Raw genomic sequence first — 16019 nt, forward strand, 5'->3', positions numbered from 1 at the left:
TCAACAAAAAAGGACACTAGATGCAAATGCAGAAAGTATCCTTTTACAGACTAGCTTATAGCCGTCTTGAGTAACAAAAATAATAAAATAAAAGAGAAAACCTTTTGTTAGTTAACACAGAATCTATCGGGACGGGGAATTAAACCCTCAATGAGGGATAAAAATTATAAATTTTATTGATTATCCTTTCACTTTATCGCTAAGTTTTTCAGGTAAAACCTCAAATCCCATATTAAAAAGGGTAAAGGCAAAGATATCTGCATATTCATCTATGATCATTGCAGTTGGTTTCCCTGCACCATGACCGGCCTTAGTTTCTATTCTAATAAGCACTGGATTATTCCCAGTCTGCTTTTCTTGTAATTCGGCAGCAAATTTAAAGGAATGTGCCGGTACTACACGATCGTCATGATCTCCGGTAGTAATCATAGTTGCCGGATATTTCACCCCTTCTTTTACATTTTGAACAGGGGAATATGCATATAGGTAATCAAACATTTCCTTACTATCTTCAGAAGTACCATAATCATAAGCCCATCCTGCTCCGGCAGTAAATGTGTGATAACGTAACATATCCATAACTCCAACTGCTGGTAATGCTACTTTCATTAATTCTGGACGCTGAGTCATAGTTGCGCCAACTAATAATCCTCCGTTAGAACCACCGCGAATTGCTAAGTAGTCACTAGAAGTATATTTCTCTTTGATAAGGTATTCTGCAGCGGCAATAAAGTCGTCAAAAACATTTTGTTTTTTAAGCTTAATGCCCGCATCGTGCCATTCTTTCCCGTATTCACCACCACCCCGTAAGTTTGGAACTGCATAAATACCGCCTTGCTCCATCCAAACTGCATTTGCAATGCTAAATGAAGGAGTTAAACTAATATTGAATCCTCCATAACCATAAAGGATGGTTGGGTTCTTTCCGTTAAGCTCAATTCCTTTTTTATGAGTAATGATCATTGGAATCTTAGTTCCATCCTTTGAATTAAAGAAAACTTGCTTGCTTTCATAATCTTCTGGATTAAAATCTATGTTTGGTTTGTTATATAATTCTGAAGAGCCACTCTCAATATCATATTTATAGATACTTCCAGGGGTTACATAGTTAGTGAAGGAATAGTATAAATAATCCTTATCCTTTTTAGTACCGAAACCACCCACAGATCCAACTCCAGGTAATTCCACATCTCTCACTAATTTTCCGTCATAATCGTATTGCTTTACTTTAGAAACAGCATCTACCATATACTCTGTAAAGAAATACCCACCACCTGTAGAAGGCGTTAATACGTTTTCGGTTTCAGGAATAAAATCTTTCCAATTCTCTGAACCTGGGTTTGCTGCATCTACAGTAACTATCTTTTGGTTTGGCGCATTAAGATTGGTTACAATAAAGAGTTTGCTTGCATCATTTTCTATCACATAGCTATCTGTATCCTCATTACCAATTAATGTAACCAACTCTGGATTTGGTTTGGTAAGATCCATCATAAATAACTTTCCGCCGGAAGTAGAATTTCTTGCCGAAATAAATAAGTAATTATTGTCTTCTGTTACAGACCCACCAACATATCTATGTTTTTGTGCTTCTGTACCTCCAAAAACAAGTTTATCCTCGCTTTGTTTGGTTCCCAGTTTATGATAGAAAAGTTTGTGCTGATCTGTTTTTGCTGAAAGCTCACTACCTTCTGGCTTTTCATAACTAGAATAATAGAAACCTTCATTTCCTTTCCAGGAAACTCCACTAAATTTCACATCTATCAGCGTATCTTCAATTACTTCTTTAGCTTCAGTATCAAAAAGGATCACTTTTCTCCAGTCACTTCCGCCTTCAGAAATACTGTAGGCTGCCATTTTTCCGTCGTCAGAAAAACTTAAGCCACCAAGAGAGGTAGTGCCGTCTTTGCTAAATTTATTTGGATCTAAAAATAATTCTGCTTCTTCAGACCCCCCTTTTTTACGATAGACCACATATTGATCTTGTAGTCCATCATTTTTAAAGAAATAATCGTAATCCCCTTCAGTAAAAGGCGCGCCTAATTTCTCGTAATTCCAAAGTTCTGTTAACCTATTATTAAGTTCCTTCCTGTAAGGGATCTTAGCCAGATAGTCATAAGTAACTTTATTCTCTGCCTTTACCCATTCCTCTGTTTCTTTACTTCTATCGTCTTCCAGCCAGCGGTAAGGATCTTTGACTTCGGTTCCAAAATAAGTGGTAACGGTATCAACTTTTTTAGTGTCAGGATATTTCAATACTTCTGCTTGTTCTTGGTTAGAATCTTCTTTGCAGGAAAAAATGCTTCCTATTGCAATAATTCCGATTAATAGTTTTTTCATAATAACTTAAAGATGTTTATTTGATATAGGTGACAATTATAACCTGTAAGTTACATTTTAAAAGGTATTTACCCAATTTATGCAGGCAACAACCCATTGTTAAGCATATATTCGGCGATTTGTACGGCATTGGTAGCAGCTCCTTTCCTTAAGTTATCTGCAACTATCCACATATTTATAGTGTTTGGTTGGGAATAATCACGTCTTATTCTACCCACAAAAACATCGTCTTTTCCTTCGGCATAAATAGGCATGGGATAGGTATTTACTGAAGTATTATCCTGTACTGTAACTCCAGGAAAATCGCTTAATAATTTTCTCACATCATTTTCTTCGAACTCATTTTCGAATTCTATGTTTACCGATTCACTATGTCCTCCAACAACTGGAATTCTAATTGCAGTAGCTGAAACCTGCACAGAATCATCTCCCAAGATCTTTTTGGTTTCATTAGAAAGCTTCATTTCTTCTTTAGTGTAGCCATTGTCCATAAAAACATCGCAGTGAGGGATAGCATTTCTGTGAATTGGATAAGGATATGCCATTTCTCCTTGTTCCTTGTTGTATTCATTCTCCAGCTGCTGCACTGCTTTTACACCAGTTCCTGTGATGGACTGATAGGTAGAAACAACCACTCGTTTTATTTTATAAGCATCATGTAGCGGCTTTAAGGCCATTAACATTTGAATTGTAGAGCAATTTGGATTTGCAACAATTAGATCTTCAGAAGAAAGTTCTGTTGCATTGATCTCTGGAATAACCAATTTTTTTGAAGGATCCATTCTCCAGGCTGAGGAATTATCGATCACTTTTGTACCGACTTCAGCAAATTTTGGGGCCCATTCTAAAGAAGTATCTCCTCCTGCAGAAAAAAGTGCAAGATCTGGTTTTAGACTTACCGCCTCTTCTAGGCCAATTACTTTAAATGATCTATTATTGAATTGAATGCTGTTTCCAATCGATTTTTCTGAAGCTACCGGGTATAATTCTGTAATCGGGAAATTTCTTTCTGCTAAAACTTTTAATATTACTTGTCCAACCATTCCGGTTGCACCAACTACTGCTACTCTCATGCTGTTTGTTTATATAAATGAATTAGAGAAGGATTTAGCTTCTCTAAATGCTGTTTTTGAAATCTTTGCAAATGTATTGCACAAAAAAAATATCTGGATAGTTTAGGACCAATAATTTATGACGATTATTCGGAATTAAACACATTTTTAATTTTAGTAAAAAAAGAACCCTCCACAGAGTGAAGGGTTTAGGTTTAGAATATATAATGTAGCGGTGATTTAGATAGGTTTTTTATTTAAAATATAATTCCTTGAAATATTGAAATCGTCTCCCGTTATATGCCATCTTCCAAATATCAGATCTTTCAATGAACCCTTTACTTACTAGTCTTAAGCCATCTATATAAGTTCTATAAACTATGGAATATACAATTATACCAAGAATTAAAACCCATGAGTTTAATTGGTCTGTTCTCATAAAATAAAGAAGAAAAGCCAATGGGGCTAAGATTGCAATATAATATAGGTAGATATTCCTCATCTTAGGGATTTTGCTTTTTCAATTCGTCTCTAATTTCTATAAGTAACTCTTCTTGTGTAGGTCCTTTTGGAGCAGGAGCAGCTTCTTCCTCTTTCTTTTTAGTTTTTTCGTAAACTTTTAGGAATAAGAACACAAAAAGTCCAACTAATATGAAATAAATAATTGCCTGAAGAAGATTTCCGTAAGTTAAGACCGCAGCTTCTGCTTCCTGTGCTGCTTCTAAAGTGGCGTATTTTTGACCATCCAACGAGATGAATTTCTGAGTAAAATCTGTTCCTCCAGTTAACACACTTATTACAGGCATAAATATATCTGCAACTACAGAAGAAATTACTTTGTTAAACGCAGCTCCAATAACTACAGCAGTTGCTAAGGCAACGATATCCTTTTTCATTAAAAAGGCTTTAAAATCAGAAAAAAACGCCATAAATGTTCAAGTTTTATGATAGTACCCCACAATTTACAGAAAAATATTAATTGTAGAGCCTATTCCTCAATAATCACACGTTTCACGCGTTGTGAAATCCCCGTAATCAACTCATAAGAAATAGTATTTCCTTTTGCAGCAAAAACTGTGGCATGTTGAGGGCCTCCAAAAATAATAACTTCATCCCCTTCCTTACAATCTATGCCAGTAATGTCTATCATGAGCATATCCATACATACGTTTCCAATAATGGGGGCGTATTGATCTTTTATAAAAACTCCTGCCCGGCCATTACCATATTGCCTGTTAATACCATCTGCATGACCAATTGGTAAAGTAGCGGTCATAGTTTTTTTGGTTGCAGTAAATGCTCTGTTATAACCTACGCTTTCTCCTATCGCAATTTCATGGATCTGAGAAATAATCGTTTTTAAGGTGCCAATTGGTTTTAGCTTCTCATTGATCTTTTCGTCATTACCGAATCCGTAAAGTCCAATTCCGCATCTCACCATATCAAAAGCCGCTTCGGGATAATTGATTACTGCTGAAGTATTACTTATATGAAGAAAGGGTTTATAATTCAAATTTTCGAATAATCTAAAAACCATTTTCCTGAATTTTCCCAGTTGTTGCAATGTAAATTCGCGTTCCCTCCAATCTTCACTTGCGGCAAGATGGGAAAAGATAGATCTCACTTTAACAGCATCAGATTTTCCTAGATAGTCAAAAACGGTATTTAATTCAGGATCAATAAATCCAAGTCTATTTAAACCGGTATTTAATTTTAAATGAATGGGATAATTTTTTAAACCAAGTTTTTCAGCTGTTTTTATAAATTCCCTAAGAACGAATTCACTATAGATACTAGGTTCTAAACAGCTTTCTATTATTTCTTCAAAATTAATAGATTGCGGGTGAAGCACCAAAATAGGTTCTGTGATGCCTGCATCTCTAAGTGCAACCCCTTCTTTTGTGTATGCTACCGCGAAATAACTAACCCCTAATTCGCTTAATTTTTTAGCTATTTCAGCAGATTCACTGCCGTATCCAAAAGCCTTTACAACGCCCATTAATTTTACACCTTTGGCCAGTTTAGAACTCAGGTATTTGTAATTATGAGTTAGAGCTCCTAGATCGATCTCTAGAGTAGTTTCGTGAACGCTAGGCATTAGGTAGGTGTTTTTCCAGGATCTACAGTTTCTGCGTCTTTTACAGAAAAATGTTTAACCCGTTCTTTAAGCATTGCCTTAAAATAAGCAGCCCTACTTAAAGGTTCATATTCTTCATTTTCTCCCAAAAACACCAAATCGTCATTAACCGCTTTTCTATAACTAAATTGAGCGAGGTTGCCAGTTCTTGTGCATACCGCATGTACCTTGGTAACATATTCTGCAGTTGCCATAAGATTTGGCATCGGTCCAAAAGGATTTCCTTTAAAATCCATATCCAGTCCGGCAACGATCACTCTAATTCCGCTATTAGCAAGATCATTGCAAACGGTCACTATTTCATCATCAAAAAATTGGGCCTCATCTATTCCTACCACATCGCAACCATCGGCTAAAATGCGGATATGTGCAGCAGATGGAACGGGAGTAGACCTAATTTCATTAGCATCGTGAGACACTACCATTTCTTCATGGTAACGTTTATCTATGGCAGGTTTAAAGATCTCAACCTTTTGTTTTGCAAAAGTGGCTCGTTTAAGTCGGCGGATCAATTCTTCGGTTTTACCGGAAAACATAGATCCACATATAACTTCTATCCAGCCAAATTGCTCCTTATGATTTACTGTATTTTCGAGAAACATTTTGTATTTTTCACTGCAGTTTAGGATTTATACCTAATCGGCATAAAGTTGAAACAAATTTATTAAAAATACAACCGAGGTGGATGTTCGTTAAAGTAAATTTGTAAACCAATTAATACTTACGGAAGCTAAGATAAATTAAACTTGGTAGCATTATTGCACTTTATAGTATCTATCTTCTAAATAAAAATAATACTTGTGATGAAAAAGAAATTGGAATCTGAATTAAAAAATTTAGCAAACACTATACTTAACAATGCCTCCGGATCTTCTACTGCGCAATTAAAGCAACTAGCAAAAGAGCTTTATGAGAAATTGACCATAGTGGCTTTTACTGAAGAAAATTTATCCGGATTGAAAGAAACACCAAATGTTTCTACTGCTGTAAAGCAAGAGGAAATTACACCAGAAAAGGCGACAGAATCTACTAAAGATGAATATTTGCCAGATGGAACTGAATATAATGATACAGAAGCGATCACAGAGCTTAATACCGAAATGATCAAGGATATCGTTGCCCAGATGCCTCCGGAAACAGCGCATGTGGATAGTATGGTAGACAACATCATTGCTAAAAGCAATAACGGAAAGTTACCGGAAAATTCAGATGATTTCATGAAAAGCGACTTTAGAGATATAGGAGTAGATTATGATAATCTTCCAAGTTTTGAACCTGTTAAAAGACAGGAAAAAGAAAAGCCTAGATCTCTAAACGACCGACTAAAAAAAGGAATTAATATAGGGCTCAATGAACGTTTATCTTTTATAAAGCATTTGTTTGATGGACACACGAATGATTATAATAGAGTGATCTCTCAATTAAACACCTTTGATAAACTAGACGATGCACATAAATTTATTCAGCAAGTCGTAAAGCCAGACTATAAGAACTGGGAAGGAAAAGAAGAGTACGAAGAGCGTTTTATGGCGCTTGTAGAAAACAAATTTAACCAATAGATCTTCCAAAGATTAAGTTCACTTAATTATGTCGAAATTATATTTGGTGCCAACACCTATTGGTAATTTGGAAGATATCACTCTTAGGGCAATCCGTGTTTTAAAAGAGGTAGATTTTATTCTTGCTGAAGATACACGCACTAGTGGAAAATTGCTGAAGCACTTCGAAATAAACACTCCAATGCAAAGCCATCATATGCACAATGAGCATAGGACGGTCGAAAACATTGTAAGACGAATTAAGAATGGGGAAACTTTTGCGTTGATAAGTGATGCCGGAACTCCTGCTATAAGTGATCCTGGTTTTTTGCTAACCCGAGCTTGTGTTCAAGAAGGTGTAGAGGTAGACTGTTTGCCAGGTGCCACAGCCTTTGTACCTGCATTGGTGAATAGCGGTTTCCCTAACGATAAATTTGTTTTTGAAGGATTTTTACCTCCGAAGAAAGGGAGGCAAACCAGATTTAAGACCTTGGCAGAAGAAACCAGAACAATCATATTTTATGAATCTCCTCATAAATTGCTGAAGACTCTTGCCAATTTCATGGAATATTTTGGAGAAGAAAGATTGGTTTCTGTATCCCGAGAAATAACGAAAATGCACGAAGAAACCATCCGCGGAACAGCAAAAGAAGTTTTAGAATACTACACTAATAAACCCCCAAAAGGCGAAATTGTTATTGTGGTTCAAGGGAAGGCATAAATGCAAAATTTATTAGACACCATAAGGCAGTGTGAGGTTTGTATAAAACATTTGCCTCAAGGCGCTAGACCAATTATTGAAGCATCTAAAGACTCTAAGATTTTGTTGATCAGTCAGGCACCGGGCAGAGTAGTGCATGAGTCGGGAATTGCTTGGAAAGATCAAAGCGGGAAGAAATTAAGAGAATGGCTTGGTGTAGATGAAGATACTTTTTATAACACCTCCAATTTCGCCATTTTACCCATGGGATTTTGTTATCCTGGTAAAGCCAAAACAGGTGATATGCCGCCTAGAAAAGAATGTGCTCCCCTTTGGCATGATCAGGTTTTTTTAGAACTGAATAACGTAAAACTAATTCTTTTGATAGGTGCTTATGCCTCCACCTATTATCTCCCAGATGAAAAAACCAAGCTTACAGAAAAAGTAGCAGATTATGAGAAACATCTCCCTAAATTCTGGTGCTTACCACATCCATCTCCTGTAAATAGATTTTGGAGAATGAAAAACCCCTGGTTTGAAGAAACGGTGGTGCCAAAACTTCAACAAAAGATTGCCTCAATTCTATCTTGATCGTTTTTTAACAGCAAAACGCAAGTGTTGACTCCTAATTAAGCTATATTTAAAATGAGTCACATTACATTTGTAATCAGTTTTCAATCTTAATAAAATATGCGCTGGACGCTAAAGCCAAAACCCAATAGTGAAATTGTTAGTAAACTAGCTTCACAACTTGGAATAGAAATTCCTATTGCCTCGTTGTTAGTGCAACGGGGAATAGAAACCTTTGAAGAAGCTAAAAAATTCTTCAGGCCTTCTTTGGAAGATCTACATGATCCATTTTTAATGAAGGATATGGATAAGGCTATAGAGCGAATAGAACAAGCCATAGAGCAAGAGGAGAATATTATGGTCTTTGGAGATTATGATGTAGATGGAACCACTAGCGTTGCCTTGGTTTCTTCTTATTTAAAGACCTTTTATCCAAATGTGGTTTCCTATATCCCAGACAGATATGCGGAAGGCTATGGAGTTTCCTATATGGGAATCAATTTTGCGGCAGATAATGATATCTCTCTTATAATTGCGTTAGACTGCGGAATAAAGGCAATTGAAAAAGTCGCTTATGCAGCTGAAAAGAATATAGATTTTATTATTTGTGATCATCACAGGCCGGGCACAGAAATTCCAAAAGCTGTGGCGGTTCTCGATCCAAAAAGAGAAGATTGCGACTATCCATATAAAGAGCTTTGTGGCTGCGGAGTTGGTTTTAAGCTTTTGCAAGCCTGGACCATTAAAAAGAACATTCCCATAGATATTTTATTTCCCTATTTAGATCTTGTCGCTACGGCAATAGGAGCAGACATTGTTCCTATAACCGGAGAGAATAGGATCTTGGCCTATCACGGACTTCATGTTATAAATGTAGCTCCAAGACCTGGCTTTAAAGCAATTATAGCACAAATAAAAAAACAAACTCTCACTATTACCGATGTTGTATTTATTCTGGCACCAAGAATTAATGCCGCCGGAAGAATGAAGCATGGTTTGCATGCTGTTAATTTGTTGGTAGAAGATGATATGGAGGTTGCCAAGCAATATGCATCAGAAATTGAAGCATATAATTCCGAGCGTCGAGAAGCGGATAAAGGTATTACCGTTGAGGCTCTACAACAAGTGGAAGATCTGGATGAAAAGGAGCGCTTTACAACCGTAGTCTATCAGGAGGACTGGCATAAAGGAGTAATTGGGATTGTAGCCAGTCGATTGATTGAAACTTATTATCGTCCAACTTTGGTGTTTACTAAAAGCGGTGACAAACTAGCGGCCTCGGCTAGGTCTGTAAAAGGATTCGATGTGTACAATGCGCTAGAAGCTTGTACAGAACATATTGAACAATTTGGCGGACATATGTATGCTGCTGGACTAACTTTAGCTGAATCTCAGTATGATGCATTTAAACTAAAATTCGAAGAGGTAGTTTCGGGAAGTATCGAGAATTATATGCTAACTCCTGAAATTTCTATAGATGCTGAAATAAAACTAGCAGATATCAATCCGAAATTCCATAGAATATTGAAGCAATTTGAACCCCACGGCCCGGGAAATATGTCTCCTATTTTCTTAAGTACAAATCTGAAAGACACAGGCTATGGCAAATGTGTGGGTGGAGATGATCTTCATTTAAAATGTGCAGTGAAACAAGGAAAAACTAAAAGTCAAATTGGAGCTATTGGTTTTAATTTGGGTGCTAAAAAAGAACTGATAATTAATTCACAATCTTTTGATGCCGTTTATTCCATAGATGAGAATGAATGGAATGGGAATGTGAGTTTGCAGTTAAAGCTTAAGGATATTAAGGCTTAAATGATTTACTCGATCCCGATGCTTATCAGATTGCTCGAAGGGATTTTGATGTCGTTCTGAAAGCAGTGAAACGGATTGAGGAATCTCTATGAACCAGAATCATCTTTACTGGAGATCCCTCCTGTCGTCGGGATGACAACAAATGGAGTTTTCATTCTATAGAAAACTTAAATTTATAAATAGTTCTAGGAACGCTTGAAGTGACAAGAGGGATTCGTCATATTGAGCTTGTCGAAATATGGTTTTATGCAACAAACTTAGACATTCAATGGATATACAAATTATTTTTTATTTTCTTTAGGATCTTTACTCCAAAGCAGTAAACCCGTGCCAGTGCCAGCAAGTAAACCCAATATCGTTCCATATTCTTCTTCAAAGAATATTAACAAAATAATCGTTGGAACTAAAATTGCAATTCCAATTTTTTGAGCCTTCTTTAAATTAGATAATAATTTTATCATATCAACTTAATTTTTCAAGTTTCAATTCTTCCCCATCAAAAACAGCAAAAGTGTAATAATCGATCCAATCTCCTGTGTTTATATAGGTTGAGGTCTTGGAAAGTTCAATTTCCAAAGGCAGATGTCTGTGTCCGAAAAGGAAATAATCGAAGTGTTGAGTTTCTAATTTTTTACGGCAGTATTGAATTAACCATTCCCCTTCTTCCCCTAAAAATTTTTCATCTTCTACTCCAGAGATCAATTTATTTTTTACAGATAAATGCTGCGCTATAGGCACACCGATATCTGGATGTAACCATTTATATAAGAATTTAAACAATGGATTTGTAAACACTTTTTTCATCCTCTTGTATCCTTTATCGCCAGGGCCTAAACCGTCACCATGACCAATCAGGAATGTTTTGGAATTGAATTGGAATTCCTTTGGTTCATGAAAAACGGGAATGTTGAGTTCTTTTTCAAAATAATCCTTCATCCAGAGATCATGATTCCCCACAAAGAAATAGATTGGGATTCCGCTATCCCTAATTTCGGCAAGTTTGCCTAAGGTGCGTACAAATCCTTTTGGAACTACATGTTTATACTCGAACCAAAAATCGAAAAGATCACCTAGCAAGAATATTGCAGCAGCATCTTCCTTTATTTCGTCCAGCCATTTTACAAACTTTGCTTCTCTGGGTTTGCTTTCCTCTTGAGTAGGTGCGCCTAAATGATTATCGCTTGAAAAGTATAGTTTTTTGCCTTTCGGAATATTCATGTTTCGAGTTTGGACGTGTAAATATAAGTATTTTAGGAAAGTAGCAGAACTATTGAATTTCAGTTCTTCCTTTATTTGTAAGCAGTTTTGCGCAAGGGATGGCAGCGGCATCCCCCGATCTTTATCGGGGATAGAGCGTACAGCCCGACCTTGCTTTTCTGCAAGGTTGCGCCCTAGAAATTATCACTGGCATACCACTCTGCAAAAGAGGTATCTGTTTCCTGTAGCTTTAAAGAGAACAACTTGATTTGGGAAGGCAACTGTCTCTTGATCTTATCGGCAAAATCTATCACCATATTCTCGCTTGTTGGTTGGTACTCTACCAAGATCACATTATGATCTCTGCTTTCCAATTCTCTCGCAAGCTCTATGTGTGGAGTGTTTTTGTTGAAAACAGTAGCATGATCGAATTTATCTACGATCTCCGATTTCACGATCTTTTTAAGATCGGTAAAATCTATCACCATTCCATATTTTACATTGTTGGTATCTGTAATTGGCGTTCCAATTACCGTAACGCTTAGCTTATAACTATGGCCGTGCACATTCTTGCACTTCCCGTCATAGCCGTAAAGCGCATGTCCGGTTTCAAAAGAAAATTGTTTGGTGATCCTAATCTTACTCATAACTGCAATTTGATGCAAAGGTACTAGATTTTCCTTCTAAAAGTTTTAGATACAATCAAAGCTTTCTATCCCTACATTTGTAAGCTTTAATCCCTCATTGAGGGTTTAATTCCCCGAGGCCTGCCCGAAAAAAAATTCATTCAGGCGGACTTGCCTCGAATTTTTAAAAGTATTTTCCTCCCGAACCATCGGGACATACATCATGGGCTTGCCCCGAGGTTCTTGATTTGGGGAGAAATTACAACTTAATGTTCCAAATACTTAATATAGGAAGGGGATGAGTGAAATGTTAGAATTGTATGACCAATTAGAGTTCCAAGAGAATCCTCTTTACGAACGCATTATTACAGATCTGGTTACAAAACAATACAGCATAATTGATGATTTCTTTAATTTAGAAGAGGTTGGAAAACTACGCGCAACCTTATTACAGGAATATGAAGAGGACAATTTTAAGAAGGCTGCAATAGGGAATAGAGTAAATGAAGTCATTGAAAAATCTGTGCGTGGAGATTTTATTCTTTGGCTAAATGAGGCTGATGCAGGTGAGAATGAAAAGATCTTTTTTAATAAAATAAATCCATTTATTTCTTATTTGAACAAGACCTGTTTCTTAGGGATTCTTTTTAAGGAATTCCATTATGCTTTATATCCAACAGGAACTTTTTATAAAAGGCATTTGGACACCTTTCAAAATGACGACAGGCGTAAGCTTTCTTTGGTTTGTTATTTGAATAATGAAGATTGGAAACCAGAAAATGGTGGGGAATTAGTTATTTATAAAAATGAAGCTGGTATAGATAATCCAATTACTATTTATCCTTTCCCTGGAAGAGTAGTGGTGTTTGAAAGTCAGATCTTGGAACATGAAGTAAAGCCTGTAAATACCATGCGATTAAGTATTACCGGATGGTTAAAAACACGCTAGTTATTTTTTGAATTTCTTATAAAGCACAACCCCTATGAGGGCTATGGCAATAAGTATCCAAAACCCCATTCCACTCAAAAACGAGAAAATATCATAAGTGGTTTCACTTACAGGCACCTCATTTTGTGTCATTTCCTAGTGTTTTTTCATGTAATTTCTAGAATACAGAAAGATGGCCACAATTAAAAAGATGGCAAAGATATACCATTTATTCTCTAGGAGGAATTCCCAAATGGTAAATCCCCACTCCTGCTCTGGGGTTGCTTGTTGCTCTTTTGGTATTCCGTCTTGAAATGACATAGTTTGAATTTTATAGAAAGATAAAAATTAAATTTTAGGACACGGGATTTCTTTTTTTATTTTTTTTGAATAACATTATCAAAAATATTGCTAAGCTAATTAAAACTATAGCCAGTAAAAGATAAAAATTATCTCCTACGAAATAACCAATTTCATATCCTAAATCGTAAGCTTTTCCTCCTTCTTGAGAAGTGTCTTGTAAAATTGCAATCATGTTATTAGTAGTTATTTATTTTATTTTTTGAATTTTGATAAGGCATTTTTAGTGAATTCCGATAGCACCAATTCGCCTGAGACTGCAGCCCGAGCGATCAATAATTTATCCCAATGCGCAGTATTCTCCCAAAGCACTTTTTTCATTTCTTGAGTAGCCTGAGGATTGTATGAAGCTAATTTTTCAGACAATAATTCTACTTCCTTGTCTAGGTCTGAAATTGATTCGAAGACCTTTGCAAAAAGGCCTTTGTCTTGTGCCCAATAGGCATTCTTCCATTCATGAGCAGAAAGACTTAACTCAGATAAAGCGGCTAATCCCATTTTACGTTCTACTGCAGGAGCAATAACAAAAGGGCCAATTCCTATAGTAAGTTCAGATAGTTTAATTGCAGCTGCTTCTGTAGCCATAGTATAATCGCAAGCTGCGGCTAAGCCAACTCCACCACCAACGGTTTTCCCCTGAATTCGTCCAATAATTAGTTTCTTGCACATTCTCATGGCATTTATCACGTTGGCAAAGCCTGAGAAGAACTGTTTCCCTTGTTCCAAATTCTCTATCGCCACCAATTCATCAAAAGATGCTCCCGCACAGAAAGCCTTTTCGCCTTCAGATTTAAGAATTATCACATTTACCTCTTCATTATCAGATAATTTCTGAAATTCTTTTTGAAGTCTTTCTAATAATTCTGAAGGAAAGGAATTACTGGCAGGATGCCCAAATTCTATAGTGGCAATTTTATTTTGAATGCTTGTATATAAACTTCCGTTCTCGCGGGTAGTGCTCATAAGAAATAATTTTATCAAATGTAAAGATAAAGAGAATGCTTTAAAAGATTTTAATGTAGCAAGTTGATTAAGTTGAGTAACCCTTTGAGAGATATTAATATTTTGGAAAGAACATAATAAATTTAGAAATATAATTTTTCAAAGCAGATTCCTCCTTCGTCGGAATGACAAGCCTCTCTTGGTGTCTTTCTGAAAGGAGTGAAACGGATTGAAGAATCTCTAATATTTGAGTATATATTATTAAAGTTTAATATTTTATTTCCGCTGCTATCATACTTGGTTGCATAAAATTTATCTTATAATGCTCAGAGTAACATAATCAATAATTTAAATATCCTTCTTTAAATATTTTCTACGGAATTTAAATACTAAGGCGCTACTTCTAATAAGCATCCAGGCAAAGAACGCGATCCAAATGGCATATAATTTTAGCCCGAAATAATCACCTATCAATAAAATAGGGGTGAACACTAAAAAAGTGGCAACCAACAGAAGATTTCGCAAATATTTTGCTTCGCCTAATCCTTTAAAGATCCCGTCGAACATAAAAGCGATTGCATTGATTGGTTGCATTAGCAACACTAACCAAAATACAGATGAAAACAAAACCAATACGCTGGCTTCTTTGTTAAATATAAGTCCGATCTCATTATAAAAAAGAGCACAAATTCCCATTAACATAAGAGCGATTATCACAGAATACTTACTTATCTTTTTACTCAGCTCCCAAAGACTTACATAGTCTTTCGCACCCAATAGTCTTCCTCCAATCGCATTTCCTGCATTTGCATAGCCATCTATAAAAAAAGCAAAGAACAACCAGATATTCATAAGAATACTTTGAGCTGCGATATAATTTCTGCCATAATCTGTTGCATAAGCGTTGGCCAGATAAATGGCAAAATTAAGCGCAGCCGTTCTTATAAATAAGTTCCCGGCCATTAAAAGCAGGCCTCTAAGCCTTGGATTAATATTAAAGCTCAATTTTAAATTGAAAGGTGTTTTCTTAAAATAAAACCATAGCGCCATCACTAACATAACTCCCTGTGCTGCTAAACTTGCATAAGCAGCGCCTTTAAGATGCATGGCAGGAATAAAGTCTTCTACGCCGTAAACAAGTGCATAGTCTAGCACCACGTTGACCAGAGCTCCCGTGAGACTGCATTTCATTGCCCATAAGGTGTTTTGAAGCCCCCTAAACACCCCGAAAATGGCAAAGGTCACTAAGGTTAGTGGATAGCCAATAGCTCTAATTTGATAGTATTCTTCAGCATAATTCAAAATAAGCCCTTCTGCATTATAACTGCTGAAAATGGCTTTGGCAAAAAAAGCAGTTATGGCATAGATTAGAATGCTTAATAATAGGTTAAAAAATATGGCTTGCGGAATCAACGTTTTTACGGCGTGTATTCTATTCGATCCTAAATGTTGAGAAACAATCGAGGAGATGGCAGTTTTTGTTTGTGCCACGATCCATATAATAGCAGAGAGAAAAGAGCCAACGATTCCAGCAGCCGCCAAGGCTTCAATGGGGTTTGTGTCTACATTCCCGATAATTGCGATATCGGTTAGGGAAATAAGCGGTTCTGCAATCCCCGCGATAATTGCCGGGATAGCGAGTTTGTTGATGTTCTTAAAACTTATTGCAGACAATCTTTAAGTTTGAACGGTAAATATAAAATAAGTAATTGCTTTCAGAGTGATGCTTTCGGGAGAAATCCGGCGAGATTAATTAGAATTGCTTAATTATAATCTTATTTTTGAAGGAATAGTATCAATAATTATATTCGACC

Annotated in this window: 19 protein-coding genes; 5 read left to right on the top strand and 14 right to left on the bottom strand. The window is 36.3% G+C overall.

The window, feature by feature from the left end:
- Positions 1 to 180 precede the first annotated feature (180 nt).
- The 6 genes from ES724_RS09665 to ES724_RS09690 all read right to left on the bottom strand — a co-directional run bounded on the left by ES724_RS09665 (position 181) and on the right by ES724_RS09690 (position 6131).
- Positions 181 to 2340, bottom strand: coding sequence for a prolyl oligopeptidase family serine peptidase (locus ES724_RS09665; protein WP_146932487.1), 2160 nt, complete (start codon positions 2338 to 2340; stop codon positions 181 to 183).
- 77 nt (positions 2341 to 2417) lie between these two features.
- Positions 2418 to 3413 (bottom strand): aspartate-semialdehyde dehydrogenase, encoded by a 996-nt coding sequence (locus ES724_RS09670; protein WP_146932489.1) that lies wholly within the window; start codon positions 3411 to 3413, stop codon positions 2418 to 2420.
- Between the two features lie 232 nt (positions 3414 to 3645).
- Positions 3646 to 3894: a hypothetical protein gene (locus ES724_RS09675; protein WP_146932491.1), complete on the bottom strand. Its 249-nt coding sequence runs from the start codon at positions 3892 to 3894 to the stop codon at positions 3646 to 3648.
- Position 3895: 1 nt separating this feature from the next.
- Complete coding sequence (gene mscL / locus ES724_RS09680) at positions 3896 to 4321, bottom strand: large conductance mechanosensitive channel protein MscL (protein ID WP_146932493.1); 426 nt, start codon at positions 4319 to 4321, stop codon at positions 3896 to 3898.
- Positions 4322 to 4380: 59 nt separating this feature from the next.
- Positions 4381 to 5490: an alanine racemase gene (gene alr / locus ES724_RS09685; RefSeq protein ID WP_146932495.1), complete on the bottom strand. Its 1110-nt coding sequence runs from the start codon at positions 5488 to 5490 to the stop codon at positions 4381 to 4383.
- Positions 5490 to 6131, bottom strand: a complete 642-nt coding sequence (locus ES724_RS09690) for a thymidine kinase (RefSeq protein WP_026836793.1) — start codon at positions 6129 to 6131, stop codon at positions 5490 to 5492. The genes alr and ES724_RS09690 overlap by 1 nt, the downstream gene beginning before the upstream one ends.
- Before the next feature lie 201 nt (positions 6132 to 6332).
- Between ES724_RS09690 and ES724_RS09695 the strand changes: the two genes are divergently transcribed.
- From ES724_RS09695 to recJ, 4 genes are all read left to right on the top strand, one after another.
- Positions 6333 to 7088 (top strand): hypothetical protein, encoded by a 756-nt coding sequence (locus ES724_RS09695; RefSeq protein WP_146932497.1) that lies wholly within the window; start codon positions 6333 to 6335, stop codon positions 7086 to 7088.
- Positions 7089 to 7116: 28 nt separating this feature from the next.
- Entirely contained in the window at positions 7117 to 7788 is a 672-nt protein-coding gene (gene rsmI / locus ES724_RS09700) for a 16S rRNA (cytidine(1402)-2'-O)-methyltransferase (protein ID WP_026836791.1), read from the top strand.
- Positions 7789 to 8358: a uracil-DNA glycosylase family protein gene (locus ES724_RS09705; protein ID WP_146932499.1), complete on the top strand. Its 570-nt coding sequence runs from the start codon at positions 7789 to 7791 to the stop codon at positions 8356 to 8358. It begins immediately after the preceding gene.
- 99 nt (positions 8359 to 8457) lie between these two features.
- The gene (gene recJ, locus ES724_RS09710; protein ID WP_146932501.1) at positions 8458 to 10152 is read left to right on the top strand and encodes a single-stranded-DNA-specific exonuclease RecJ; all 1695 of its coding nucleotides are present in this window, start codon (positions 8458 to 8460) and stop codon (positions 10150 to 10152) included.
- 281 nt (positions 10153 to 10433) lie between these two features.
- Here the strand turns inward: recJ and ES724_RS09715 are convergent, their stop codons facing one another.
- The 3 genes from ES724_RS09715 to ES724_RS09725 form a co-directional block, all read right to left on the bottom strand.
- The gene (locus ES724_RS09715) at positions 10434 to 10613 is read right to left on the bottom strand and encodes a hypothetical protein (RefSeq protein ID WP_146932503.1); all 180 of its coding nucleotides are present in this window, start codon (positions 10611 to 10613) and stop codon (positions 10434 to 10436) included.
- A gap of 1 nt (position 10614) precedes the next feature.
- Positions 10615 to 11370 (bottom strand): UDP-2,3-diacylglucosamine diphosphatase, encoded by a 756-nt coding sequence (locus ES724_RS09720; protein ID WP_146932505.1) that lies wholly within the window; start codon positions 11368 to 11370, stop codon positions 10615 to 10617.
- A 173-nt stretch (positions 11371 to 11543) separates the two neighbouring features.
- Positions 11544 to 11996, bottom strand: coding sequence for a 6-pyruvoyl trahydropterin synthase family protein (locus tag ES724_RS09725; RefSeq protein ID WP_146932507.1), 453 nt, complete (start codon positions 11994 to 11996; stop codon positions 11544 to 11546).
- 277 nt (positions 11997 to 12273) lie between these two features.
- Between ES724_RS09725 and ES724_RS09730 the strand changes: the two genes are divergently transcribed.
- Positions 12274 to 12924: a 2OG-Fe(II) oxygenase gene (locus tag ES724_RS09730; protein ID WP_146932509.1), complete on the top strand. Its 651-nt coding sequence runs from the start codon at positions 12274 to 12276 to the stop codon at positions 12922 to 12924.
- On the opposite strand, the gene ES724_RS16910 is transcribed toward ES724_RS09730, so the two are convergent.
- The 5 genes from ES724_RS16910 to ES724_RS09745 form a co-directional block, all read right to left on the bottom strand.
- Positions 12925 to 13056 (bottom strand): hypothetical protein, encoded by a 132-nt coding sequence (locus ES724_RS16910; protein WP_262712808.1) that lies wholly within the window; start codon positions 13054 to 13056, stop codon positions 12925 to 12927.
- A 3-nt stretch (positions 13057 to 13059) separates the two neighbouring features.
- A complete protein-coding gene (locus ES724_RS16500) occupies positions 13060 to 13224 on the bottom strand; it encodes a hypothetical protein (RefSeq protein WP_170249877.1) in 165 nt (54 codons plus the stop codon).
- A 34-nt stretch (positions 13225 to 13258) separates the two neighbouring features.
- Positions 13259 to 13438: a hypothetical protein gene (locus tag ES724_RS09735; RefSeq protein WP_146932511.1), complete on the bottom strand. Its 180-nt coding sequence runs from the start codon at positions 13436 to 13438 to the stop codon at positions 13259 to 13261.
- Positions 13439 to 13458: 20 nt separating this feature from the next.
- Entirely contained in the window at positions 13459 to 14226 is a 768-nt protein-coding gene (locus tag ES724_RS09740) for an enoyl-CoA hydratase/isomerase family protein (protein WP_146932513.1), read from the bottom strand.
- A 327-nt stretch (positions 14227 to 14553) separates the two neighbouring features.
- Positions 14554 to 15879 carry an MATE family efflux transporter gene (locus ES724_RS09745; RefSeq protein ID WP_146932515.1) on the bottom strand — a complete coding sequence of 442 codons (1326 nt, stop codon included), beginning with the start codon at positions 15877 to 15879 and terminating at the stop codon, positions 14554 to 14556.
- Positions 15880 to 16019: the final 140 nt, after the last annotated feature.

Source organism: Gillisia hiemivivida (genome assembly GCF_007997295.1).
GTDB lineage: Bacteria > Bacteroidota > Bacteroidia > Flavobacteriales > Flavobacteriaceae > Gillisia > Gillisia hiemivivida.